This window comes from Actinomyces sp. oral taxon 181 (assembly GCF_018370895.1).
In the GTDB taxonomy this organism is placed as follows: Bacteria; Actinomycetota; Actinomycetes; order Actinomycetales; family Actinomycetaceae; genus Pauljensenia.
Window position 1 is genome coordinate 19,161 of sequence record NZ_JAGYZL010000002.1, and the last position, 23,779, is coordinate 42,939.

Consider the following 23,779-nt stretch of genomic DNA (forward strand, 5'->3'; position numbering starts at 1 on the left):
AAACGGTAAAGGCGCTGAGGCGTTAGGGTTCTGGGGATTTTCGCTCACGGGATAAGCATGCCACGAAGAAGACAGCAAAGCTCGGGACCCTGGTCAGGATCCTTTTGTTGTATCCCCCACGTTCAGGTATTAGAAGCCCAAACGCTGAAGCATCTTCGGGTCGGACTGCCAATCCTTTGCGGTACGCACATGCAGATCGAGGTACACGCGACGCCCCAGATATTCTTCAATATGCGCTCGGGCCCGGGTGCCAATCTCCTTCAAACGCGAACCTTTCTTGCCAATAATGATGGCCTTTTGGGAATCGCGTTCGACATAAACGTTGACGTGGATATCCAACAGAGGTGGACGATCATCGCCCTCACGCTTGGGGCGTTCAATAATCTCTTCGACCTTCACCGCAAGCGAGTGCGGAAGCTCATCGCGAACTCCCTCCAGCGCGGCCTCGCGAATGAATTCCGCGATCATCGTTTCGCGTGACTCATCGGAGATGTCGTCCTGCGGGTACAGGGGCGGTGAGAGAGGAACCTTTTCCGCCAAAACTTCACGCAGGCGATCAATGCCTTCGTGCTTGAAGGACGAAACCGGAACAATCGCGCTCCACTCCCCCAGCTTTTCAATAGCCAAAAGGTGTTCAAGCACGCGTTCGCGCGGCACGCTATCGCACTTCGTCGCAACCGCAATCACTGGGCGTCGGACAGAACGTAGCTCCCGAGCAATAAACTGGTCTCCCGGTCCGATGCGCTGATCCGCAGGCATACAGAAGACGACGCAATCGACTTCTGCCAAGGCCTCGCGAACCATGTCATTGAGACGCTTACCCAGCAGCGTGCGCGGCCGGTGATATCCGGGCGTATCGACCAATACCAACTGGTAGTTTTCGCCGTGGACGATCCCGCGAATGTTGTGGCGTGTCGTTTCGGGGCGGCCCGAGGTGATGGCGACCTTGTGGCCAACAAGAGCGTTGGTCAGCGTCGACTTTCCGACATTGGGACGACCAACAATAGAGATGAAACCCGCGCGAAAGTCTTCTGGGAAGTCGGGAACGATGATGTCTGCGCCCGCATTTGTTTCTGCGCGGAGTTGACGCAAGGATTGGACGGAATCCTCAACGTCGTGGGCGCGCTCATCATCGGCCTCGTCAAGCTCAGCATCGATGTCTTCATCGTCCTGCGAGTCCTCATCAGGAAGTTCAAGAGCATCGAGATCCACACCTTCGAAGGCGTTCGGACCGGCCATCAATTCATCATCGCTGGGGAAATGCATCTTTCTCACTCCTGCTGGTCTTCAGAGTCTTCGGACGAGGTTTCGGGGACATAGGAACAGACAATCGTACCGACTTGGCGACGGCGGCCTCGAGCTTCTTCGGCAACCATGTGTACACCGAGCATATCGCCTGTTGCCCCCGGAAGCGGGACGCGACCAATCGCTTTGGCCAGCAAGCCGCCAACGGAATCGACGTCTTCGTCTTCGAGTTCTAATCCCCACAGCTCTCCGAGCTCGCTAATGGAGAAACGCGAAGGAACGCGCCAGACGCCCGGGGAAATTTCTTCGGGCTCGATGGTGTTGCGGTCATGTTCGTCGGTGAGTTCGCCGACAACTTCTTCGATGATGTCTTCGAGGGTAACCAGACCCGAGATCCCACCGTATTCATCGACGACCATCGCCAGGTGGAAGTGTTCGGATTGCATCTGACGCAGCAGGTCATCGACCGGCTTCATTTCGATGGTGAACTCTGCCGGACGCATCATCTGATCGGCGCGAAGTTCATGGTCTCCATCGTGGTTTTCAAGGCGCTGAACGACATCCTTAAAGAACAAAATTCCGCGGACATCGTCGGTGTCCTCTCCAATAACGGGCAGACGCGAGAAACCGGAGCGCACAAAGAGGCGTAATGCCTTCCGAGCCGGAACATCGAATGCGATCGTCAGCATTTCGGTCCGCGGGACCATCACCTCACGAACCAAGGTATGCCCTAATTCGAAAACCGAGCGCAGCATCTCTCGGTCTTCTTCTTCAAGGCCTTCGGTTTCACCAACGCGATCAACCATTTCACGCAGTTCATCTGCCATGTCTGCACGCATCTCAGCTTCGGTTCGCTCAGACTGCGGAAGATAGGCCTTGACCTTCTGGGCGGCCGGCGAGAAGAAATGTGCAATTGCGACCAAACGGCTCATCAGGGGCGTGAAGAAGAGCGCGATACCGGTGGGATTGCGCTGTGCCCAGCGCGTGGCAATGATGCTGTTGGCAAAGAATTGCACGATCGTCACAACGACGATCGCGACCAGCCCTCCCAGCCACCAGTAGTGTGAAAAATGCAGAGCAATTGTCGCTATTGAAACGGCAAAAACAACCTGCAGGAAGGTGCGTACGCCTCGAAGGACAAAAATAACTAAGCGACGCTGATCAACCAGTTTGAACAGGGCTCGGGCGTTCTTTTTGTCGTCCTCGATCAGGTCTTCAACCGCGGCGTGGGTGAGCTTAGCGATCGAAAACTCACTTGCCGCAAAAACCATTGCGCTCAGAAGAGCAATTGCGGCAAGGATACTCATCCCCGCGACGGGGATAGCAGCTTCGATCATCGCTGTGCGAGGAAGCTCAAGAGGAGCTGACGTTGCAGGGTGAACATTTCTTCTTTTTCTTCGGGTTCTGCGTGGTCATAGCCCAGAAGGTGAAGCATGCCGTGAGTTGCCAAGAAGAGCATCTCTTCAACCGAGGAATGCCCGGCCTGGCGAGCCTGCTGCTCTGCAACCTGCGGACAGATGCAAATATCGCCCAGGGTTCCCGACTCAGTTGGGTGATCCGCAGTGCCAGGACGAAGCTCGTCCATGGGGAAGCTCATGACATCGGTCGGACCTTCCAGATCCAGCCAGCGAACATGGAGTTCTTCCATGGGCTCGGGGTCGATGAAAATGATGTTGAGTTCGACCTCTGTGGAGACATGCATGGCACTGAGCACAAAGTCAGCCAAGCGCACGAACTCTTCGCAGTCGATCTGGTAGTCGGTTTCGTTAAGAACTTCAGTCATGACTCAGCGTCCATTGTGTCGGGTACGGGTGTGCAGGGAACGGTCACGGCGTGCTTTGAGGCTGGCCATGGATTCGTCCCAACGTTCGTATGCGTCAATAATCTGACCGACAAGGCGATGACGCACAACATCGGCGCTTGTCAGATGACAAAATTCTATGTCATCGATGCCACTGAGAATATCTTCAATGACCAAGAGGCCGCTGGAGCGCTCCCCCGCTAGGTCAATCTGTGAAGCATCACCCGTGACGACAACCTTCGAATTGAAGCCTAGACGGGTCAGGAACATCTTCATCTGCGCGAGCGTCGTATTCTGAGCTTCATCCAAGATGATGAAGGAGTCATTGAGCGTTCTTCCGCGCATATATGCCAAAGGCGCGACCTCAACCGCACCGGAGGCCATAAGTTTTGGCAGCGCATCCGGATCCATCATGTCTCCCAGCGCGTCATAGAGCGGACGCAGATAGGGATCGATCTTGTCCGTGAGAGTGCCCGGCAGGAAGCCCAAGTTTTCGCCCGCTTCAACCGCTGGGCGCGTCAAAACAATTCGGCGCACCTGTCCGGAAAGCAGGGAGGATACCGCTTGGGCCATCGCAAGGTAGGTCTTCCCGGTTCCGGCCGGGCCCAATCCAAAGACGACGGTCGAACGTTGAATCGCCTCGACATATGCTTTTTGCCCGGCAGATTGCGGTCGAATGGACCGTCCCCGCGAGCGCAGAATCTCTTGGGGGCGCTCATCCGTAGAGCTAGCCGTCATGAGCAGAGCAATTGCCTGTTCAACGCCGTCAGCGTCAAGAGAATGCCCATCTCGAGCAAGTTCAATGAGCTCTTCGACCAGCTGAGCGGCCATATCCACAATTCCTTCGGGGCCAATCATGGACAAGGTGCGACCCAGTAAGGTGAAGCGGACCTGAGGGAAGCCGTTTTCAAGAGCTCGTAAAACGCGGTCTGAAGTTCCAAAAAGTACGACGGGATCCACGCCGCGGGGAATATCGATTCGTTTGGCGTCCATGTCACCATCTCCCAATGGCGTCGCTGATCAGTGAAAGCGCAACGGGGCCGGCGCTTGACGCGCGAAGGACGGTATTCCCCAGCAGGCAGATTTTCGCTCCCGCGGCCTCGAAGAGGGAAAGCTCATCGGGGTCAACCCCACCTTCAGGGCCAACGATGACGGCGATCATGGGAGGACAAGAAGGCTGGGACTGGGTGGCCGAGGCCGGCGAGGCGTGAGCACTAAGCCCGCGCAGCTCGGGAAGGAGCTCGCTCAGGCGGTATTCGGCGCTCTCGTGACAGACCAGAACCCAAGCGCCGTCTTGAGTAGTCTACGCAATCCATTGCGCTAAGGCAACAGATGAACGGGCTTCTTCAAGGCGCGGGACAAATGCACGCCGCGATTGTTTCGTCGCTGATCGTAAGGTGGATTCCCACTTTCGCATGCCCTTCGCGGCTTTTTCGCCCTTCCAGCGGACCTCACTGCGATTTGCCTGCCATGGCATTACTGCATCAACGCCAACTTCCGTTGCCATTTCAATGGCCATTTCATCGCGTCCACCCGTCGAGAGCGCTTGGATCAGCAGCAGCTCAACCCCAGGCTGTTCCTCTCGCTCAATGTGGTCAATGCTCAGCGTCAGGGACTTTTTCGCGCGATCAATAACCGTGCAGCGGGCACGAAGCCCTGCCCCGTCAACGACATCAAGCATGGCTCCGACATCGATCCGCCGAACGGTTGCCGCATGAAAACCTTCATCCCCGTCTAGAACGAAGGAATCTCCCCGTGCGCAGGCACGCAGTGCGTCCGCGTCGGGAGCGATGAAAACCGGAAGCGTCATACAGGTGATGTCCTTACTAGGCGCCGAAGGTTTCGCGGAGTTTGTCGAAGAAGGAGGATCCGCGCTTTTCAGGACGGACGCTTTCTTCTCCGCGAACCTGGGAGAGCTCTTCGAGGAGCTCTCGTGAGCGGTCATCAAGTTTGCGCGGGATTTCGACGTTAATTGCGACGTGAAGGTCTCCGCGACCGGGACGTTGGAGATGGCCAACACCAAGGCCATCCAAACGAACCTCATCGCCGGGCTGCGTACCGGGCTGAATGGTCACGGACTGAGCGCCGTCCAAGGTATCCAGCTCAAAGGTGCTTCCCAAGGCAGCTGCGGTCATGGGAACGGTCACCGTCATGTACAGGTCGTCGCCTTGACGCGAGAAAGTAGGATCGCGCTTTTCAACAATGTCGACGTAGAGATCACCGTTGGGACCGCCGCCGGGACCGGCCTCGCCCTGTCCGGCAAGACGCAGGCGCATTCCGTCGCCAGCGCCAGCGGGGATATCAATAGTCAAGGTGCGATGCGCACGAACGCGTCCCTGACCGGAGCACTCGTGACAGGGATGTTCAATGACAGTCCCATAACCCTGACAGCTTGGGCAGGGAACCTGAGTTTGCATGGTTCCCAGCATGGTGCGCTGCTGCTGGATCGAGTATCCCTGCCCCTTACAGGTCGTGCAGGTCACCGCTTCGGTTCCCGACTCACACATAGCCCCGTGGCACACTTCGCAGGTCACATAGGTGTTGAGCGAAATCTGCTGATGAGCACCAAAAGCAGCATCCTTCAAGGTAATTGCAACTTGGGTGAGCTGGTCGCGACCCTGGCGAGTTCGCGAGGCCGGTCCTTGGTTTCCGCCAAAGCCGCCACCGAAGGCTCCGCCGAACATTGTCGTCAGGATGTCACCGAAATCGAAGGACTCTGCACCGAAGCCACCACCACGCGCAGCATCGGGACCACCGATGTCGTACATGCGGCGTTTTTCTGGGTCGGAGAGGGTTTCATAAGCAACCGATACGGCCTTGAAGGCTTCCTCATCCCCGCCGTAATCGGGGTGAGTTTCGCGGGCCTTCTTGCGATAGGCCTTCTTGATCTCGCTTTGGTCAGCGTCGCGAGAGACTCCAAGGATTGCGTAGTAATCGTCGTTCACGAATGTCCTTTTGTAACCCGTTCAGTGTGTGGAATTCAGGAATTTAGAGAGGTACGAGGCCACGGCGCGGACCGTGGACATTGTCGAGGCGTAGTCCATGCGCGTGGGGCCAAGAACCCCCAGGTGCGCCGAGTTTTCCCCGGAAGCGTAGGTTCCGGAGACAAGAGAGGTTTCAACGAAAGCATCGTGGCCGTTTTCAGAGCCGATGGAGACGTGAACATCACCGTTGCCTTCATCCATTTCAGCGAAAAGACGAAGAAGGACAACCTGCTCTTCCAAAGCGTCCAAGACCGGTGCAATATCGCGGAAATCGACACCGCTGCGCGCAAGATTCGACATTCCTGCCATTGCGATGCGAGAGGTGGGCTCCCCTTGAAGCAAGGTCGCGACGGTGTCACTGATCTCTGTTGCAAATGCAAGCAGCGTCGGGGGAAGGGTCTGAGAGAGCGCCTCGCAATGCGCGCGCACCTGAGCAGCACTCATCCCCTGATAGGCAGCATTAAGGACCGCGCGGACAGCCAAAAGATCATCTTGAGTGACGTCCTGAGGCATCTCACGAAGGCGTTCAAAAACCTTGCCCTGCTGGGTAATAACAACAACCAGCAATCGCTGATCTGACAGGTCAACGCATTCAATTCGACTGAGCGTCGAACGCGCGTGAACAGGGTATTCAATGAGCGCCACCTGGTGCGTCACTTGAGCAAGCAAACGCACGGTATTCATGACGACATCGTCTAAATCCTGCGCGTGTGCCAAGAATTTTTCGACGGCTTGGCGTTCTGCGGCGCTCATCGGCTTAAGCGTGGACAGCTGATCAACGAAGGCACGATAGCCCTTATCCGTTGGAACGCGTCCTGCACTGGTGTGAGGTTGGTAGATCAGCCCAGCTTCTTCAAGGACGGCCATATCGTTGCGAATAGTCGCCGATGATACCCCGAGGTCTTGAGATTGCGCGATCGCTTTAGATCCGACGGGTTCACGTGTGTGGACATACTGGGACACGATGGCACGCAGAACGTCCAGACGACGGTCGTTCATTCATCCTCCCTTATTTGGCACTCACACTATCTGAGTGCCAGTTTACCGCGGGATTACCTTTTTCGTCCCCTCATCAACACTTTCCGCCGACTTATTCCAGCCCCGGCTGCGTCACAAAATCAATAAGCTCTTCAACCCGACCCAAAAGTGCCGGTTCAAGATCCTTGTAGTTACGAACGGTTGACAAGATCCGCTTCCAGCCCTGAGCAATATCCGCCTGGTTTGCATGAGGCCACCCCAAATATTCCAAGGTTCCGTGCTTAATATCGGTTCCTCTGGGAACGTCCGGCCATGCCTGAAGCCCAAGTCGCTGCGGCTTCACAGCTTGCCAAATATCGACGAAGGGGTGCCCGACGACCAACACCGCGTCTTCCCAACGGGCCGAAACGGCCTCGGCAATGCGCGATTCCTTGGAGCCCGGAACCAGGTGATCAACCAGGACTCCCGCGCGGACGGTTTTTGTGGGCCCAAAAACCTCAAGGATTTCCTCTAGGTGGTCCACACCTTCCAGCAACTGGACGGCAACGCCGACATCGGCCAGATCCTCGCCCCACACGTGCTGGATCAGTTCCGCATCATGACGACCTTCAACCCAAATGCGCGATTGCCTGGCAACCCGAGCCACGCGCTTCTCGGGCGCGATCGACCCCGAATTCGTCAGCGCACGGCCCCCCGGAGTGGTGAGCGCAGGAGCTTTTTGAGCGGGAGCAGCCTTCGGAGGGAGCGCGATAATCGGCTTTCCCTCCAGCCAAAACCCGCCTCCCAGGGGGAAAGAACGCTTCCGGCCTCGACGGTCTTCAAGCTCAACCAGGTGCACTCCCCCAGATTTTTCGACGCGAGTTACCGCTCCAACCCATCCACTGGAAATATCCTCAAGCACCATGCCGTACTCGATGGGCACCTCCACCGAGCGCGGTCGACGAGCGCCCGGCCCATCGCGGTGCGGGTCGAATTCAAAGATATTTGTCCCGTACATATCTGAAGTCACCGCACCACACTATGAGTGCAAGTGCCCTTGGCGCGCTTCAACACTCGGAGGCGGAGAAGTTGTGCGGCTCCTAACTGAGTAGCCGAAGAGACTCAGTAGCCCCTGGAACTCAGTAACCCGGGGAACTCAGCAACCGATGGGAATCAGTAACCCAAAAGGCACCGAGTCACATAATCCGCCAACAGACGTCCCTGAAGGGTCACGATCGCGCGGCCTTGGGCGGCGGGAGCTGCCTCGATAAGCCCTTCCGAGGCCAAAGCAGGGAGGGCTTGGAGGAAAGTGTCGCACTCGGCTCCAGCGGTGGGCGCTTCCACCCCTTCACTGGTGCGCACCGCGAGAAGAACACGTTCCATTTCTCGCGTTTGGGCGTCAAGAATTTCACCTGCCTGCGCGGGGGAAAGCCCTTGGGTAACGCGCTGCGCATAGGCGGAGGGATGTTTGACATTCCACCAGCGATAGCGACCGACATGAGAATGCGCTCCGGGGCCGAAGCCCCACCAATCCCAGTCACGCCAATAGGCAAGGTTGTGTTTTGAGGCATGACGAAGCTGAGTCGATGGACAGCCTTCTTCTCCCGATTCTCGCCGGGCAAAATTCGAGATTTCATACCAGGCGTATCCGGCCTCTCTCAGCAGGCGATCGGCAATTTCGTATTTCGAGGCCTCGTCGTCGGGGTCCGGCATAGGGCGTTCTCCGCGGGCTACCTGCGCTCCCATCTTGGTTCCCTCTTCGATGACCAGCGCGTAGGCACTGATGTGGTCGGGTTCCATTGCGATGGCCTCGCGAAGAGAAACCTCCCAGTCCTGAAGACTTTCACCGGGGGCACCGTAAATGAGATCAACCGAGACATCCAAACCCAGCTGACGAGCAGTTAAAACAAGTCCGGGAAGTTTTGCTGGGTCATGGCGACGGTCCAGTGTGCGCAAAACCGTGGGGACAGCCGATTGCATGCCAAATGACACACGGGTAAACCCGGCCTCACGCAGACGCTCAAGAACGGCCTCGTCAACGCTTTCGGGATTGGCTTCCACCGTGACTTCTGCACCGGGAGCAATCCCAAAGTTTTGGCGAGTGCCCTCAAGTAGGCGAGCCAAGGCGGCTGGATCAAGAAGGGTGGGTGTTCCACCGCCAAAGAAAATGCTCGAGGCCGGGCGCGCAGGCATCTGGGCATCGCTGAGAATCCGCGCGGCTAGGTGCATTTCCGCGAGCGCGCTGGAGTCGTAGCTCACGCGGTCTGCGCCGGGGCCGAAACCCACCGTGTAGGTGTTGAAGTCGCAATACCCGCAGCGAACCTGACAAAAAGGGACGTGGACATAGATCGACAATGGGCGATTGGCGCTCGCTTCTGCGAGCTGCGGAAGAAGGACGCCGTGTGGATCCCAGGGCTGACCGTCGGGCTGTGCTGGGCTCATCGCGAGTGTGGCCTGGAGGTCGAGCGGGCAACAACTTGAGAAATCACAACAAGGCTTCCTGTCAGCAGTGTCAATACGATGAAGGGCCAAAACCAGCTTGCTGTCAGATCGAACATGCGCCCAATAGCCCACGGCCCCAACGCACCAAGACCATAGCCAAAGCTTTGGACGAGCGCCGAAAGCGTTCGTGTCTGCGCTGTGGTGGCCGTGCGTTCAATAACCAGCGTAAAGGTAATTGAGAAGAATGCACCTTGGCCCAGTCCCCCGCAGGCGCTCCACACAACCCACCAGGAGGGAAGAAGGAGCATGCCAAGGGGCATGAGAAGCCACGCGCAAGAAACTATCCCTAGGATTGTCGAGGTTTGGCCACGGATCAGTCGCTGAACGGCCATCATTGTCAGAGGGGCGATGACTCCAATGACGTGGTAGATCGAAGCGGCAAATCCGGCATCAGTGCTGTTCATCTGCAGCATTTCTGCCAAGATTCGCGGCAGCCATGCAGCAACACCGAAATAGCAGAAAGTATTGATTGCAAAAGCAAGCGCCATGAGCCAAGCGATCGGCCAGCGATAGATTTCCGAGGCCGTGGCCGCTTCGCTGGTGACAAGCGCATCGTCTGAGCGGACCTTCCAACCGGCCTTGCGCGCTAGAAACGGCCGGATTCCAGGGTGTTTGAGGGGATAGACGATCAAACAGGCCACTAGGGCAAACAGCGCTGGACCGACTCCCCATACTCCCGCAGCGCCTTGCCAACCGATATAGGCGACGAGGGGAAAAGTGAAGGCCGTCGAGGCCGCGATCATCACATCGATCATCGTGGAGTAAACGGCAGTCATGATCCCCGCACGATGGCGAAAGTCCCTGCTGATCAGCATGGTGATCACTAGATTTCCCGCCGTTGTTCCAAGGCCGATCAGGAAGGTCCCCAGAAAAAGGGTTGAGCTGAATCCCAACGAGCGCACGATCGCGCCTGCGATGACGATTGCTAATCCCAGTGACACAGCTTGGTTGAGCGCAAAGCGGCGAAGAACAATCGAGGTCAGCGGGGTGAAGAAGCCAAAACAGAAGACGGGAATAGAAGTGACCAAGCCTGCCTGGGCCGCAGAAAGTCCCAATTCTCTTTGAACAACATCAATGATCGGAGGCAGCGCGGTGATACCTCCCCGCAAAGAGCCGGCAAGAAGGATGAAGGCGCTGAGAATAGCGAGGATCCACACGAACCTACGCTGGAAAAATCGCGCGTAAGTACCCTGTTTCACGGCAAGCTCTTTCTTCGTTGTGACCGTACACACCCATCGGCAATGTTTTCACAGTTCGCGCAGGAAATCACCTAGCGCATAGATTCCTCCGAAACAGGGGGTACAACTACAAAAGAATAAGACCGTGCCCGCTTCCTCTTTCGAGGAAGCGGGCACACGTTGCGGACCGAGGCGGGGGATTCTCGGTTCATCGAGGAAGCCCCGCCCCGCGCGTTCTCGAGAGAACGCATCTCCACTCTTCGCAGATCCGCCTATCGCGAAGAGGAAGCCGGCGTTTCACGCAAGGTGAAAGCTCAATGCATCAGACAGCATATAAAACTTTGTCAACCACGTGAAATATTGACACCCAGAATGTCACGCGAATCTCTTTGTGACATGGGAGAAAAGGTTGCTGATCGCGCAACAATTTGGGATCCGATCGTCATCATTGTCGAGGCACGCGGACTCCGACGATGTCATGAGCCCTGCGCCCCGCGTCAATGCCTCGGGTTTCAAAATGGGTAACGACTCGCCCCTCGTAGCGGGGAGCAAATCCGCCGCGCGCAGGTTCGGGATCTTCTGGATCAGGTCTTTGCCCTCGATAGGGATTTTCAAAAAGCGGGCAGGCTTCGACGACATCACGCATTTGCCATGCGTAATTGTCCCAGTCGGTTGCAAGACGCCACACTCCCCCATCACGAAGGACTCGGGCAACTTCTCTAGCGAACGCATCACTGACAAGTCGCCGCTTGTGGTGACGCGCCTTTCGCCACGGGTCAGGGAAGAACGTCCAGACCTCATCAAGGCTCGCATCCGCTAAAAGGAAGGGAAGGGCTTGGGCTGCATCGGCCTCGAGAACACGAATATTGTCGACGCCGACTTCTACAGCCTTTGAAACCAACTTGGCAATCCCGGGAACCCACACTTCGAGCGCAAGATAATCACGATCGGGATGAGCAGCAGCCGCAGCAACGATCTGTTCGCCCGTTCCCGAGCCGATCTCCAAAGTCAGCGGTGCGCGACGGCCAAATAGCTCCACGGGGTCAAGTCGAAAATCCTCGGCAACGGTCGTGTAGCCAATGCCTCGGCGAGGCTCGATGACGTAGCGTCCGGCGTGAGCATCCCAGGTCCGCGCAAGGTTGGGGGGAAGTTCACGACTGCGCCTGGTGAAGGATTTGGTCCGGCTCATGAAGACGGTACCCTCCGGCGCATCTCCCGGCCGGCGACCATTGCGGAGATTGGCAGTAGACGGTTGCCCCGCATCCACGGGCTGTCCCGCATCGACGGGATGTAACGCTCCCCCGCCCACGGCCTCGTTATCCTCTGCCACGATCATTTCTTTCCGGTGGGCACGTCAGAGGTCAATGCAGCGATGAAGGCCTCTTGGGGCACGTCCACGCGCCCGATCGACTTCATACGCTTCTTGCCTTCCTTCTGCTTCTCCAGCAGCTTGCGCTTACGGGTGATATCGCCGCCGTAGCACTTGGCAAGCATGTCCTTGCGAAGTGCCTTGATGTTCTCGCGGGCAATAACGCGCGCACCCACTGCAGCTTGGACAGGGATTTCGAACTGTTGGCGAGGGATGAGTTCCTTCAAACGCTTCGTCATCCGCAGGCCATATGCGTAGGCCTGGTCCTTGTGGACAATCGCGCTGAAGGCATCCACGCGATCACCGTTGAGCAGAATATCGACCTTCACCAGGTCGGCGACCTGTTCACCACTTTCGTGGTAGTCCAGCGAGGCATAACCGCGGGTGCGCGACTTCAAGTGATCGAAGAAATCGAAGACGATCTCTGCCAGGGGCAGCTGATAGTGCAGCTCAACGCGGTCCTCAGAGAGGTAGTCCATTCCTCGCATGGTTCCACGGCGATCTTGGCACAGTTCCATGATGGTGCCCGTGAATTCAGTCGGAGTCAGGATCGTTGCGTTAACAACTGGCTCGCGAACCTCAGAGATCTTCCCCTCGGGGAATTCTGAGGGGTTATCGACCTGAATTTCGGTTCCATCTTCAGCAACGACCTTGTAGACAACGTTCGGAGCCGTGGCAATCAGGTCCAGCTTGAATTCGCGCTCCAAGCGTTCGCGGACAATTTCGAGGTGAAGAAGCCCCAGGAAGCCACATCGGAAACCAAAGCCTAGGGCCGCACTGGATTCGGGTTCGAAGGTCAGCGCCGCATCGTTGAGCTGAAGGCGCTCGAGCGCGTCACGCAGGTCCGGGAAATCCGAACCATCGACCGGGTAAATACCCGAGAAGACCATGGGGCGCGGATCGCGGTAACCGGCCAATGGCTCTTCGGCACCGCGAACTGCGGAAGTCATGGTGTCACCAACACGAGACTGACGAACGTCTTTCACGCCGGTGATGAGGTAGCCAACTTCACCTGCACCAATTCCTTGTGAGGGGGTTGGTTCCGGCGAAATAACACCAATCTCAAGAAGCTCGTGGGTCGTGCCCGTCGACATCATTCGGACGCGCTCGCGGGTGGAGAGCATTCCATCGACAACTCGGACATAGGTCACAACGCCTCGATAGGTGTCGTAAACAGAGTCGAAAATCATCGCTCGGGTCGGGGCATCGGGGTTACCCGAAGGCGAGGGAATCTGACGGACGATCTGATCAAGAAGGGCGGGAACGCCTTCACCTGTTTTACCTGAAACTCGCAGGACTTCATCGGGGTCAACGCCAATGAGCTGGCCAATTTCCTGGGCGTACTTTTCAGGCTGAGCGCCGGGAAGGTCAATCTTGTTCAGCACGGGGATGATCGTGAGGTCATTTTCCATGGCCAGGTAGAGGTTTGCCAGAGTCTGGGCCTCAATACCCTGCGCGGCATCAACAAGAAGGACCGCTCCTTCACACGCGGCCAAGGATCGCGAAACCTCGTAGGTGAAGTCGACGTGTCCGGGGGTGTCGATCATATTCAGGGCAAAGGGCTCACCTTCGAAGGCCCAAGGCATACGCACTGCCTGGCTTTTAATGGTGATACCGCGTTCGCGCTCAATATCCATACGATCCAGGTACTGATCGCGCATATCTCGACTGGCGACCACACCGGTGAGTTGGAGCATGCGGTCAGCCAGAGTGGACTTGCCGTGATCGATGTGAGCGATGATGCAGAAATTACGGATACGTTCCTGCGGAGTGGCCGCGGGTTGGATCTGCGCGAGCTGCTCAGGAGTAGGAATCGGGGACAAGCAAGACCTCCGGAAGGGTTGTGACGTCTGGTCTATCGTCCCATTAGTAAGCACCGGGGTGCCAATTCCACGCCGATAGGGTGTGCGTTCTCACCATTTATAGGGCTTTTATGGGGATATCGGAGGTCGTTCTGCGCTTCGATTTCTGCTAGAGTTGTCCTTCGGACTCCCAGCCTGGTCGGGCAGGGGGTCTGGTTAGAGTCGTTTGCGGGTGTCCCCATGCCCCAGTCCCGACACTGACACAGCCCTCACCGACCTGTACGAACGAAAGACCAAGGAGTAATCCGACTGTGGCGAACATTAAGTCTCAGATCAAGCGGATCCGCACCAACGAGAAGCGCCGTCAGCGCAACCTGGCAGTCAAGTCTGAACTGAAGACCCTGGTGCGCAAGACTCGCGAAGCCGTCGAGGCTGGCGACAAGGAAGCAGCTATCGAAGCTCTGCGCGTCGCGTCGCGTAAGCTCGACAAGGCCGTCTCGAAGGGCGTTATTCACCGCAACCAGGCCGCAAACCGCAAGTCCAAGCTTGCCCGTCGCGTCCAGTCGCTCGGCTGATTTAATCGCTTGATGTGGCCCTTGCAGGAAACTGCAGGGGCCACATTTTTATCAACCAGCGCTTAAGTATCTTTATCTGCCAAAGCTTAGATATCGCCATAAAATACGAGGCATATACACCAATCTCTTCTCTCCGCGGCAGCTTGCACCTCGCCTGCCTCACACTGAAGGAGCCAAAGATGACCACTAATCCTTCACCCACTACTCAGCGCTACGCTGCAGGGCCACACCAAGACTGGCCTCGTCTACCAGAGGGCGCCGAGCACTACCTAGACTCCCCTACTGCGGGCATTCTTCCCGCGGACATTCCAGGTGGCAGGCACCCAATCCTGGATGCGCTTGAACTTCACCCGGTAAATGGCACACGCGCGACCGATCCGGTTCCTACCGTTTTCGAGGTGCTCTACCTTGCCGCGGGCTGCTTCTGGGGCGTTGAACGCATCTTCTGGCGCCAAGAAGGAGTGTGGGCAACGGCCGTCGGCTACATGGGTGGCGGAAATGCAAACCCCACCTACCGAGAGGTATGTACAGGACGCACGGGCCACGCCGAGACCGTTGCTGTTGCCTACGACCCCTCCGTAACCGGCGAAGGCGGAGCGAGCCTGATCAAGACCTTCTTCGAAAATCACGATTCCACTCGCCCCAACCGTCATGGCAACGACGTGGGCACGCAGTACCGCAGCGCGATTTGGGTGACGACGCCGAGGCAGGCTGAGGTGGCATCGCTTCTGCGAAGTGCCTGGGTGGCTGAGTTGGAACGCGCGGTGCCGGGAGCCCGCTGCTATACAACGATTGGCGAGGCCGGGGCCTGCTTTGCCCAGTCAGGTGGCCCTTTCTACCTGGCCGAGGACTACCACCAGGCCTACTTAGAAAAGAACCCCGATGGCTATTGCAATCACGGGCCAAATGGAGTGAGCTGCCCCGTGGGAATCCTCAATATGCCCGCGCAAATAAACATCGAACCACCGCGGTAGATGCTCATACACTGCAGCGCGCTGCGGGCATTTGGGAATATAGAGAGCTGCGACGTATCACAACACACTTATTGCTCTCTATTGATTACAGCACCCATACGGGAGCAAATAATTTGGGGGAGGCAGAAACTGCCTCCCCCAAATTGCGTCTAACAGCTAGTTGCTTACGCCTCTTCAGGCGTGATGGTCACACCCTCAACGTCCATTTCGTCCAAGCTGACGGTACGATCCTTCTTCACCAGGTGGTACCCCAACCAGATGAGCAAGAAGATCGGAAGGCCGATGTACGAGGAGGCAACCTGCAGGAGCTGACCGCGGAAGACGGCCTCGTAATTCTGGCCGAGCAGAACGATCAAGCACATGGTGAAGGCCAAGATCGGACCGAAGGGGAAGAAGGGTGCCTTGTAGGGAAGCTCGTCAAGGGAGCGTCCTTGCTTGACGTATGCCCGGCGGAAACGCCAGTGGCATGCCGCAATACCCAGCCAAACGATGAATCCGGAGAGGCCTGAAACGTTGAGCAACCACGTGTAGGCGGTGTCTTCACTCACCAGTGCTGCAACGAATCCCAGTGCGCCAACAGCCGAGGTCGCGAGCATTGCGTAGATCGGCACGCCGTGGCTGGTGACCTTTCCGAAGATGCGAGGAGCCTGGCCGCTCAGTGCCATCGAGTGAAGCATACGAGTGGATGCGTAGAGTCCAGAGTTTCCTGCGGAGAGAATCGCGGTCAAAATGACGGCGTTCATGACGGCTGCCGCGGCAGCAACACCCATACGCTCGAAGACCAAGGTGAAAGGCGAGTAGGCAATATCCGAGGCAGAATCGCGCAGCAAGTTCGGATCGGTGAAAGGAATCAGAGTGCCGATGATGGCGATTGCGCCAATGTAGAAGAACATAATGCGCCAGAACACGGTCTTGATTGCACGAGGCACATCGCGGCGAGGATTCGATGATTCGCCTGCGGCAACACCCACAAGCTCGGTTCCTTGGAAGGAGAAGCCTGCGATCATGAAGACTGAGATGATGGCCAAGAATCCGCCGTGGAAGGGAGCGTCACCTGTTGTCCAGTTCTGCACTCCCGGAGAGTCGTTGAAGATTCCGAAGATCATCAGGGTGCCAGAAATCAGGAATATGACGACGGTGATGACCTTGATCAGGGCGAACCAGAATTCTGCCTCACCATAGACACGGGCGCTCAAGGCATTAAGAACAGTCAGCAAGACAAGGAAGGAAATTGCCCAAACCCATGAGGGAACATCTGGCAACCAGTAAGACATCACCAATCCCGATGCCACAAGTTCAGCAGCGACGGTAATCGCCCAGTTGAACCAGTAATTCCAGCCCATTGCAAACCCGAAGGAAGGGCTGACGAAACGCGTGGCGTAGGTCTGGAAAGATCCCGCAACGGGCATGTGTGCGCTCATCTCACCAAGAGATTGCATGAGCAGAAGCACCATGAGGCCAATGACGGCGTAGGCAGTCAAAGCGCCACCGGGGCCAGCCGTTGAGATCGTTGCGCCCGAGGCGACGAAGAGACCGGTACCAATTGCGCCACCGATCGCGATCATCTGCATGTGGCGTGCCGATAAACCACGCTTGAGTTCCGTGCGCTGGGGCTTGTCCTTGGACTGTACCTGTTGGTCAGTCTCAAGGTTCACTTCCATTGCACTGGGGTTCGGCGTTTCCATGCCGCACTCTCCTTTGGTTTATCGGTCTGCGGCCGGACGCCGCCGACTCTGGTTCCACTAGTGTGCCATCTAATGACCCACTTTTTCCAAACTGTTTACCTTTTGGACATGCTTGTAAGGGAATTTATATCCGTGTTACTTCGCCAACATATTCAACCAGCAACCCCAAGAAGCACAGTATCCTTGAGAAAAACAGATCAATCCTACAACTGCATGATTGGAATAATTATGAGGCGAAACCTTCCGAAGATGTTATGGGTATGCAGTCTGTCTCTTTCAGCGCTCTTCATTGGCAGCGCAAGTTACGCAGCCCCTACCCTCAGCGTTGACGAAGGCTATGACTTCACCACGCCTTCGCACATGAGCTATACAGCATCTATCACTGACGCGTCAGGGGCAATCCTCACGGAAGACATGTGCAGCAAGCTCCAACTCGGTGGAGAAACCCCCATTTTTGAGTCCAATGGATCAGCTCATACATGCAGGATTTCAGCTGATTATGAGGGATCATCGCTTTCGCAATTCCTGACCATCAGCGAGGCAGGTTTTTCTTTCTCATCCCAAACATCAATAATCTTGGCGGGTATCACCGACGGAACTAATGCAAGCGGCGATAGCCCAACAGTTAACATCAACGTCCAATTCCCAGAGGGATACGTACCAACATCCGCCGATAGTTCAGGAGAAGTTGACCCAGCGAAGCGTGCAGTGCATTGGATTAATGCACCTTCTATAGTTAGCGCGACTGGAGAGGTCGACGCTACCCAGCAAGCGGCTCCTTCTGCATCGACCAATGATGATCAGTCTTCTTCCCAAAACGGAAGTCAAGGGGTGCCAGCAAAGTACGTCGCTATTGGAGTCTGCTTCCTTTCAGCCATTGCCGCTTGGACCGTAAGGCTGCGTAAGGGGAAGGATTATCGCCCTGCCCAGCACCAACAGCGCTAGCTAAGGCCTTTTACCCACTTCAAGAACTCTCACATCGATACAAAACTGGATCACCTGACGCCGGTTCTGTATTCTGTCTTCGCTTTAAACATCACATATAGAGGGGGCGATTCATGAAGCGCCGTATTTTTGGATCTCTTGGAGCAATTGCACTCACCGGGGCATTGGCTCTGTCTGCAGGTACCGCCAGTGCTGATTCCACTATCAGCCTTGAAGAGGAGTACAACTTCTCTTCTGCGACAAAGATGACCTACACCTTGAGGATGAGCGATTCTTCGGGCACCGTGGTCACGAAGGAGTCGTGCGAAAAGGCGCGATACGCTGGTGCAAATACAGTTTTTAAGCAGGTGAATTCCAGCACTACCTGCGCAATTTTTCAAGACGCTCCTTCTGACGAAGTCGCAAAAATCCTGAAGGTCAGCGACGATACTTTCACATTCGAATCACAGAGTCACACTGTTTTAACCAGCATCGGTTCCCGCATGGGCATTGAAAACATGAAGGTGATTGCGACCTTCCCCAAGGGATACAGGATCGAGTCTGCAGTTGTTCCAGACGGTGGCGACACACAGGTTGCCCCAACCGGCGATTCGGTTACCTGGATCAATGTGTCAACGGATGTACATACCGAAGGCAAGATCTATTCATCTTCGTCATCCTCGACAAAGTGGATCCTCCTGCTGATCCTTGGAGTTGTTGTTATTGGCGGCATTGGTGCGTTTGTTGTCATGAGCAACCGCAAGAAGAAAGCCCAGCCGCAAACCGACCAATTCCCCGCCCCACCTCTCGGAGGCCTGTCCCCGCAACAGGGCCAGCCCCCCGTACCCGGGCAATACCCCGAGCAGTACCCGGCCACAACTGGACAGCCTCAGCCCACTCAGTACCCAGCGCCGACCGAACAGCCCCAGTCAGGTGTTTCCCCCTCGCAGGATCAATACCCACAGGCTCCGCAGCAACCTGAGCAGGGCCAAGTTCCTGAGCAAGGAGAGCAGCCAGGTCAGTACCCCCAAGCCTGAGCAATACTCGTGATACATACGGTGGGTGGCGTGTTATATACGCGCCACCCACCACACTTTTGCACTCAATTCAGCTTCTTTAAAGCCTTTCGTTATTCAAACGATACTCAATTCGTCACAGACCTTAATTACTGCTTATTCTGTGAGCAAGCTTCCCTCTAGACAAAGGAACTCTCATGAAGCGACGCACGATCGGGGCAGCAGGCGCCCTGGCACTCACAGCCAGCCTTGTGTTGGCGACAGGACCAGCTTTCGCTGACGAGCCGCGTTTCGGCGTGGATGAGACCTACGATTTCACCTCTGCAACTCACTTGAGCTACACCCAGCATTACAGGGACAGCTCGAAGACTTTGATTACAGAGCAAACATGCAGCTACATTTCAAGCACTAACTCGGACCTCAAAACCAAGTTCCACACAGAAGGCTCAGTGAACGTCTGTGATGTAATCACCGAGGTCAACGAAACTGATATCAATGAGTTCTTGGAGGTCTCGGGAAGCAACTTCACCTTCACTTCCGAGTCTGATGGCGTGTTGAAGTCCCTGTCTAAAGAGTTCCCCAACGACAAATTTGACAGCGTTGGGAAGGTGACTGCGAAGTTCGCTGGCGGCTTGGTTCCCAGTTCTGCTGATAATGGTGGCACGATCGATAAGTCGACGGGCACAGTCACATGGTCCAATGTCAAGATTAATGTCAAAGTAAAGGGCAGTACGGACGGTAAGGCAGCTGCTTCTTCCACAGCGAAGAGCGGTTCAACAAGCAGTGCCTCAACTGACTCCGACTCCACCAGCAAAGCATCCTCGACACCTGACTCCACCTCTTCTTCCTCCTCTTCCGGCTCGAGGTGGATCCTCCTGCTGGTCCTGGCAGTCATCGTCATCGGTGGTATTGGCGCATTCGTTGTCATGAGCAACCGCAAGAAGGCCCAGCCCCAAAACGGCCAATACCCCGTCCAGCCCATGGGCGGCCAATACCCGCAACAGGGTCAGTACCCCGCACCCGGCCAGTACCCGCAGGCACCTCAGCCCGGCCAGTACCCGGCACCCACAGGACAGCCCCAGCCCGGTCAATACCCCGAGCAGGGACAGTACCCGCAGGCGACTCAGTACCCGCAGGCACCTCAGCAGCCGGGGCAGTACCCTGAGCAAGGCCAGCAGCCGGGACAATACCCACAAGCCTGAGCGGTTTTAGGCCAATAATTGAAATGGGTGGTGTGCACAGCTTGCATACCACCCATTCACATTCGCGGCGATCTTCAGGCCACGACATTTTCAGAATTTAAACGTCATCGAATTCGTCTGTATTCACAAATGCATTTATTCTGTTGAATACATACCCTCTAAACAAAGGAACTCCCATGAAACGACGCTCAATTGGAGCTATCGGCATCCTTGCCATTGCAAGCTCTTTTGCGTTGGCAGCAGGCCCTGCTTTCGCTGACGAACCGCGTCTCGGCTTGGACGAGACCTACGATTTCACCTCTGCAACTCAGTTGAGCTACATCCAGCATTATAGGGACAGCTCAAAAACTTTGATGACAGAGCAAACATGCAACGTAATTTCAACCAATAACCCAGAGCTCAGCACCAAGTTCCATACAGAAGGCTCAGTTAACGTCTGTGACGTGATCAGCCAGGCCAACGACACTGATATCAATGAGTTCTTGGAGGTCTCTGGAAACAACTTCACCTTCACTTCCGAGTCTGATGTCGTGTTGAAGCTCCTGCCTGAAATGTTCCCCGGCTACAACTTTGACAGCATTGGGAAGGTGACTGCGAAGTTTGCTGGCGGCATGGTTCCCAGTTCTGCCGATAATGGCGGTACGATCGACAAGTCAACGGGTACGGTCACGTGGTCGAACGTCAAGACCGCTGTCAAGGTCGAAGGCAGCACGAACGGCAAGGCAGCTGCTTCTTCCACAGCGAAGAGCGGCTCAACAAGCAGCGCCTCAGCAGACTCCGACTCCACCAGCAAAGCATCCTCGACACCTGAGTCCACCTCTTCTTCCTCTTCCTCCGGCTCGAGGGGAATCCTCCTGCTGGTCCTGGCAGTCATTGTCATCGGCGGCATTGGCGCATTCGTTGTCATGAGCAACCGTAAGAAGGCCCAGCCCCAGGCCGGACAATACCCACAGGGCCAATACCCCGTCCAGCCCATGGGCGGCCAATACCCCGCACCCGGACAGTACCCGCAGGCACCCCAGCCGGGCCAGTACGCGGCACCCACAGGACAGCCGTACCCCGAGCAGGGACAGTACCCGCAGGCACCCCAGCAGCCCCAAGCGGGCCAATACCCTGAGCAGGGCCAGCAGCCGGGCCAATACCCACAAGCCTGAGCAGCGCTCGCTCTCAGTCGTGAATACTTTTCGGGGCGACCGCGCGCAGCCGCGGTCGCCCCGACGGCAGTTAACCCCTCATAGGAGCATGACATGTCTTTCCCTTTGACGAACCGAGTTGCGTCCTTCTCTCTTGCCGGCATGTGCGCTTTGGCGATGGCTGTGCCAGTGATCAATGCCCCATCAGCTCATGCAGCCGGCCACCGTTTCAGTATCTCCGAAACTTTCTGGATCCGAGTTGACGGACGTGTCACTCACCAGTTTTCACTCATCGAGCAGTCCAACTTCATCAGCGAGGAAGTCTGCGAGTCTCTCCCCGTGGCATTGGAGTGGTCTCGCGTCACCTTCAGCGCCTCACCAACCTCAACTCGATGCACCATCGAAACCGATTTCAATTACCATGTGAATCCCTATGTAGCTGTCGATCAGAATCGAACTGTAACTTTTGCCGCTCGCCCCATCGCACTTGAAGACCTCAGTCTTAAACTTCCCGAGGACGCGACTCTCACCTACCAGTCCGTGAGCCTTTCGGGGCGCGGGTTCCACGCGACACGGGTGAAGGAGGGAGCGGAAACCCGCCTGGACAGCACAGGTGATAACGTCTCCTGGAAAAATATCGGAAAGGATGTCGTCGCTGCTGAGGGGACGATCGACGTCAACAACGATTTCCACACCCAAGAACGCAAGACCTTTCAAGGTATTGAAGCCGTTGATATGCCCGGAAATCTGAAAGACGCTTCCTCTACTGTCAAAGCAAACTCAAGCAGCTCTAACAGCCCATCCCCTTCTTCGACGTCAACGCGTTCAAGCTCAGGCTCCTCGGGAATGACATCCGGCCTCGGGCAATTGATCATTCGCTTGCTCCCAGCGATCGTCGTATTTGGCGGCGCGACGTTTATAACAAGGTATTCCGCTCGCCGACGTCGCAAGAACAAATACCAGAGCGGCGGATTCCCAGTACGCGTTCCTACACCGCTTCCCTCCCACAGCACGCCGGGAGTCTCTTCACAGACGCCAAGCCCCTTCAGCGTTCGCGGAAAGGATGCCTCTACCAGCGGGTTCTCAACAGAATCGCAGGCCTCCTCAACGAGCATGCCGCACGGGACTGTGCCCACCGATCCCCGCCCCGCGCCCAGCGAGCCACAGCCGGCCTCGGCCTCGCAAACTCCGACTTCGCCCTCGCCTGCTACCTCCTCGGAGCCGTACAACCCCTATGCGCCCTCCCCTGATCCCACTTCTTCCCTGCCTCCAGCGGCAAGTCCGGCGGAAGCCGCCGATTCAGCACCAGACCCGTACTCGACCGACTGGCGAAATTCCCTCTAGGAGTATCTGATGCCTTCTTCTTTCCCGAGGCCCACAGCGCGCTCTTTCCTTGCCTGCGCTTTTGCATGTGGATTCCTTGTCACGATTGGTTTGCCCGCCCCTACTCATGCAGAAGAGCAAGAGGTCTCGATTAGTGAAAGCGTTTACGCACGAAATAGCGGACGCTCCCAATACGAGCTATCGATCTTTGACCGCACTCAAACTATGACCGAAGCTGCCTGCGAGGCAGTCCCCTTGGCTCAACAGTGGTCGGTTGTCGAATTCGAAGCCAATTCTTCTTACAACTATTGCCGCATCGAAACCGATTTCAACCGACACAAAAATCCCTATGTGGCGGTTGATTCAAGTGGGCACCTCACTTTCGCTACGAAACCAGTGAAAATTGAAGACCTCAACCTCGGTCTTCCCAGCAATACCGTTGTTTCTTCGCATCGCTTTTCTTTGACGGGGAGGAACCTGAATACATCACGTGTGAGCGAAGGCGCCTCGGTGCGTCGCGATGATTCTGGCGACACCGTTCACTGGGATGAGGTTTCTGAAGCAGTGGTCGCTGCCGAAGGAACGGTGGAAATCGACGACCGTTTCCACTCTCAAGAACGCGAGGACTTTAACGGCATTAGCGCTGTTGAAGTGCCCACTGATCTTCAGGCCCCCAATGTGACAACCCCGTCCAGCGATACAGGAACCGGCGCACTAGGGCGCACCTTCTTTGGAACTCCGGGAATGAGTTTGGTTCTCTTCTCCTCTTTATTCATCATCGTCGTTCTCGTGCTTATTTCTGCAGTTTTGATTTCACGCAGGAATAAAAAGAAGACCGCCTACTACCAAAGTGGTTTCACCTCATACCAAGCCGGAGTGTCGATCCCCCAACCATATGGCTCAGCGGCGCCCGGAGGCCCCTATACGCCGACCGGCATGGGCCCACAGGCAGGATCAGCACCCGCTTCGCCCTACCAGGGTTCGCCCTCCGTTGGCACGCAACTGCCTTCTCCTTCTTCAAGCGGCTGGCACAACCCGTTTGAGCCGCCAAAGAACTGAACGTTTTCTACCGATACAGCTGGAGTCCTCCTCGACCTCACCCCACACAG

The 23,779-nt window shown here is 56.4% G+C and carries 20 protein-coding genes and 1 pseudogene; 8 read left to right on the forward strand and 13 right to left on the reverse strand.

Annotation, left to right across the window (positions count from 1 at the left end; genetic code table 11):
• Positions 1 to 129 precede the first annotated feature (129 nt).
• From era to lepA, 12 genes and pseudogenes are all read right to left on the reverse strand, one after another.
• Entirely contained in the window at positions 130 to 1,266 is a 1,137-nt protein-coding gene (gene era / locus KHW85_RS01020) for a GTPase Era (protein ID WP_291458422.1), read from the reverse strand.
• A gap of 5 nt (positions 1,267 to 1,271) precedes the next feature.
• Positions 1,272 to 2,582 (reverse strand): hemolysin family protein, encoded by a 1,311-nt coding sequence (locus tag KHW85_RS01025; RefSeq protein ID WP_291458423.1) that lies wholly within the window; start codon positions 2,580 to 2,582, stop codon positions 1,272 to 1,274.
• Positions 2,579 to 3,028, reverse strand: coding sequence for an rRNA maturation RNase YbeY (ybeY, locus tag KHW85_RS01030; RefSeq protein ID WP_019126378.1), 450 nt, complete (start codon positions 3,026 to 3,028; stop codon positions 2,579 to 2,581). The genes KHW85_RS01025 and ybeY overlap by 4 nt, the downstream gene beginning before the upstream one ends.
• Positions 3,029 to 3,031: 3 nt before the next feature.
• A complete protein-coding gene (locus KHW85_RS01035) occupies positions 3,032 to 4,039 on the reverse strand; it encodes a PhoH family protein (protein ID WP_291458424.1) in 1,008 nt (335 codons plus the stop codon).
• A gap of 1 nt (position 4,040) precedes the next feature.
• Positions 4,041 to 4,991: pseudogene (locus tag KHW85_RS01040) on the reverse strand (16S rRNA (uracil(1498)-N(3))-methyltransferase).
• Positions 4,873 to 5,991 (reverse strand): molecular chaperone DnaJ, encoded by a 1,119-nt coding sequence (dnaJ, locus tag KHW85_RS01045; protein WP_291458425.1) that lies wholly within the window; start codon positions 5,989 to 5,991, stop codon positions 4,873 to 4,875. The pseudogene KHW85_RS01040 and the gene dnaJ overlap by 119 nt, the downstream one beginning before the upstream one ends.
• Before the next feature lie 21 nt (positions 5,992 to 6,012).
• Positions 6,013 to 7,029 (reverse strand): heat-inducible transcriptional repressor HrcA, encoded by a 1,017-nt coding sequence (gene hrcA, locus KHW85_RS01050; RefSeq protein ID WP_291458426.1) that lies wholly within the window; start codon positions 7,027 to 7,029, stop codon positions 6,013 to 6,015.
• A 91-nt stretch (positions 7,030 to 7,120) separates the two neighbouring features.
• A complete protein-coding gene (locus tag KHW85_RS01055) occupies positions 7,121 to 8,005 on the reverse strand; it encodes a DUF3097 family protein (protein ID WP_291458558.1) in 885 nt (294 codons plus the stop codon).
• Between the two features lie 155 nt (positions 8,006 to 8,160).
• A complete protein-coding gene (gene hemW, locus KHW85_RS01060) occupies positions 8,161 to 9,429 on the reverse strand; it encodes a radical SAM family heme chaperone HemW (RefSeq protein WP_291458427.1) in 1,269 nt (422 codons plus the stop codon).
• On the reverse strand, positions 9,426 to 10,646 hold the full coding sequence (locus KHW85_RS01065) for an MFS transporter (protein ID WP_291458428.1): 1,221 nt from the start codon (positions 10,644 to 10,646) through the stop codon (positions 9,426 to 9,428). The genes hemW and KHW85_RS01065 overlap by 4 nt, the downstream gene beginning before the upstream one ends.
• A gap of 466 nt (positions 10,647 to 11,112) precedes the next feature.
• Positions 11,113 to 12,003, reverse strand: coding sequence for a tRNA (guanosine(46)-N7)-methyltransferase TrmB (gene trmB / locus KHW85_RS01070; RefSeq protein ID WP_291458429.1), 891 nt, complete (start codon positions 12,001 to 12,003; stop codon positions 11,113 to 11,115).
• Positions 12,000 to 13,859: a translation elongation factor 4 gene (lepA, locus tag KHW85_RS01075; protein ID WP_291458430.1), complete on the reverse strand. Its 1,860-nt coding sequence runs from the start codon at positions 13,857 to 13,859 to the stop codon at positions 12,000 to 12,002. Before lepA ends, trmB begins: the two co-directional genes overlap by 4 nt.
• Before the next feature lie 290 nt (positions 13,860 to 14,149).
• Here lepA and rpsT point away from each other — a divergent pair, with 290 nt between their 5' ends.
• Both rpsT and msrA read left to right on the forward strand, forming a co-directional pair.
• Positions 14,150 to 14,413, forward strand: coding sequence for a 30S ribosomal protein S20 (gene rpsT, locus KHW85_RS01080; RefSeq protein ID WP_009408961.1), 264 nt, complete (start codon positions 14,150 to 14,152; stop codon positions 14,411 to 14,413).
• Positions 14,414 to 14,592: 179 nt separating this feature from the next.
• Positions 14,593 to 15,387 (forward strand): peptide-methionine (S)-S-oxide reductase MsrA, encoded by a 795-nt coding sequence (gene msrA / locus KHW85_RS01085; RefSeq protein ID WP_291458431.1) that lies wholly within the window; start codon positions 14,593 to 14,595, stop codon positions 15,385 to 15,387.
• Positions 15,388 to 15,551: 164 nt separating this feature from the next.
• Here msrA and KHW85_RS01090 read toward each other — a convergent pair whose 3' ends face one another.
• The gene (locus tag KHW85_RS01090; RefSeq protein WP_291458432.1) at positions 15,552 to 17,072 is read right to left on the reverse strand and encodes an amino acid permease; all 1,521 of its coding nucleotides are present in this window, start codon (positions 17,070 to 17,072) and stop codon (positions 15,552 to 15,554) included.
• 228 nt (positions 17,073 to 17,300) lie between these two features.
• Here KHW85_RS01090 and KHW85_RS01095 point away from each other — a divergent pair, with 228 nt between their 5' ends.
• The 6 genes from KHW85_RS01095 (at position 17,301) to KHW85_RS01120 (ending at position 23,729) form a co-directional block, all read left to right on the forward strand.
• Positions 17,301 to 18,017 (forward strand): hypothetical protein, encoded by a 717-nt coding sequence (locus KHW85_RS01095; RefSeq protein WP_291458433.1) that lies wholly within the window; start codon positions 17,301 to 17,303, stop codon positions 18,015 to 18,017.
• 113 nt (positions 18,018 to 18,130) lie between these two features.
• On the forward strand, positions 18,131 to 19,033 hold the full coding sequence (locus KHW85_RS01100) for a hypothetical protein (protein WP_291458434.1): 903 nt from the start codon (positions 18,131 to 18,133) through the stop codon (positions 19,031 to 19,033).
• Between the two features lie 176 nt (positions 19,034 to 19,209).
• A complete protein-coding gene (locus KHW85_RS01105; RefSeq protein ID WP_291458435.1) occupies positions 19,210 to 20,214 on the forward strand; it encodes a hypothetical protein in 1,005 nt (334 codons plus the stop codon).
• Positions 20,215 to 20,390: 176 nt separating this feature from the next.
• Positions 20,391 to 21,368 (forward strand): hypothetical protein, encoded by a 978-nt coding sequence (locus KHW85_RS01110; protein ID WP_291458436.1) that lies wholly within the window; start codon positions 20,391 to 20,393, stop codon positions 21,366 to 21,368.
• 93 nt (positions 21,369 to 21,461) lie between these two features.
• On the forward strand, positions 21,462 to 22,691 hold the full coding sequence (locus KHW85_RS01115) for a hypothetical protein (RefSeq protein WP_291458437.1): 1,230 nt from the start codon (positions 21,462 to 21,464) through the stop codon (positions 22,689 to 22,691).
• A 9-nt stretch (positions 22,692 to 22,700) separates the two neighbouring features.
• Positions 22,701 to 23,729 carry a hypothetical protein gene (locus KHW85_RS01120; RefSeq protein WP_291458438.1) on the forward strand — a complete coding sequence of 343 codons (1,029 nt, stop codon included), beginning with the start codon at positions 22,701 to 22,703 and terminating at the stop codon, positions 23,727 to 23,729.
• Positions 23,730 to 23,779: the final 50 nt, after the last annotated feature.

Excerpts from the sequence above, each read along its gene's own strand:
- hemW (WP_291458427.1), bottom strand. The coding sequence starts at position 9,429 with ATGAGCCCAGCACAGCCCGACGGTCAGCCCTGGGATCCACACGGCGTC.
- KHW85_RS01090 (WP_291458432.1), bottom strand. The coding sequence starts at position 17,072 with ATGGAAACGCCGAACCCCAGTGCAATGGAAGTGAACCTTGAGACTGAC.
- KHW85_RS01095 (WP_291458433.1), top strand. The coding sequence starts at position 17,301 with ATGAGGCGAAACCTTCCGAAGATGTTATGGGTATGCAGTCTGTCTCTT.
- trmB (WP_291458429.1), bottom strand. The coding sequence starts at position 12,003 with ATGATCGTGGCAGAGGATAACGAGGCCGTGGGCGGGGGAGCGTTACAT.
- KHW85_RS01025 (WP_291458423.1), bottom strand. The coding sequence starts at position 2,582 with ATGATCGAAGCTGCTATCCCCGTCGCGGGGATGAGTATCCTTGCCGCA.
- KHW85_RS01035 (WP_291458424.1), bottom strand. The coding sequence starts at position 4,039 with ATGGACGCCAAACGAATCGATATTCCCCGCGGCGTGGATCCCGTCGTA.
- KHW85_RS01115 (WP_291458437.1), top strand. The coding sequence starts at position 21,462 with ATGTCTTTCCCTTTGACGAACCGAGTTGCGTCCTTCTCTCTTGCCGGC.
- ybeY (WP_019126378.1), bottom strand. The coding sequence starts at position 3,028 with ATGACTGAAGTTCTTAACGAAACCGACTACCAGATCGACTGCGAAGAG.
- KHW85_RS01100 (WP_291458434.1), top strand. The coding sequence starts at position 18,131 with ATGAAGCGCCGTATTTTTGGATCTCTTGGAGCAATTGCACTCACCGGG.
- KHW85_RS01105 (WP_291458435.1), top strand. The coding sequence starts at position 19,210 with ATGAAGCGACGCACGATCGGGGCAGCAGGCGCCCTGGCACTCACAGCC.
- KHW85_RS01055 (WP_291458558.1), bottom strand. The coding sequence starts at position 8,005 with ATGTACGGGACAAATATCTTTGAATTCGACCCGCACCGCGATGGGCCG.
- KHW85_RS01120 (WP_291458438.1), top strand. The coding sequence starts at position 22,701 with ATGCCTTCTTCTTTCCCGAGGCCCACAGCGCGCTCTTTCCTTGCCTGC.
- KHW85_RS01110 (WP_291458436.1), top strand. The coding sequence starts at position 20,391 with ATGAAACGACGCTCAATTGGAGCTATCGGCATCCTTGCCATTGCAAGC.
- era (WP_291458422.1), bottom strand. The coding sequence starts at position 1,266 with ATGCATTTCCCCAGCGATGATGAATTGATGGCCGGTCCGAACGCCTTC.
- msrA (WP_291458431.1), top strand. The coding sequence starts at position 14,593 with ATGACCACTAATCCTTCACCCACTACTCAGCGCTACGCTGCAGGGCCA.
- hrcA (WP_291458426.1), bottom strand. The coding sequence starts at position 7,029 with ATGAACGACCGTCGTCTGGACGTTCTGCGTGCCATCGTGTCCCAGTAT.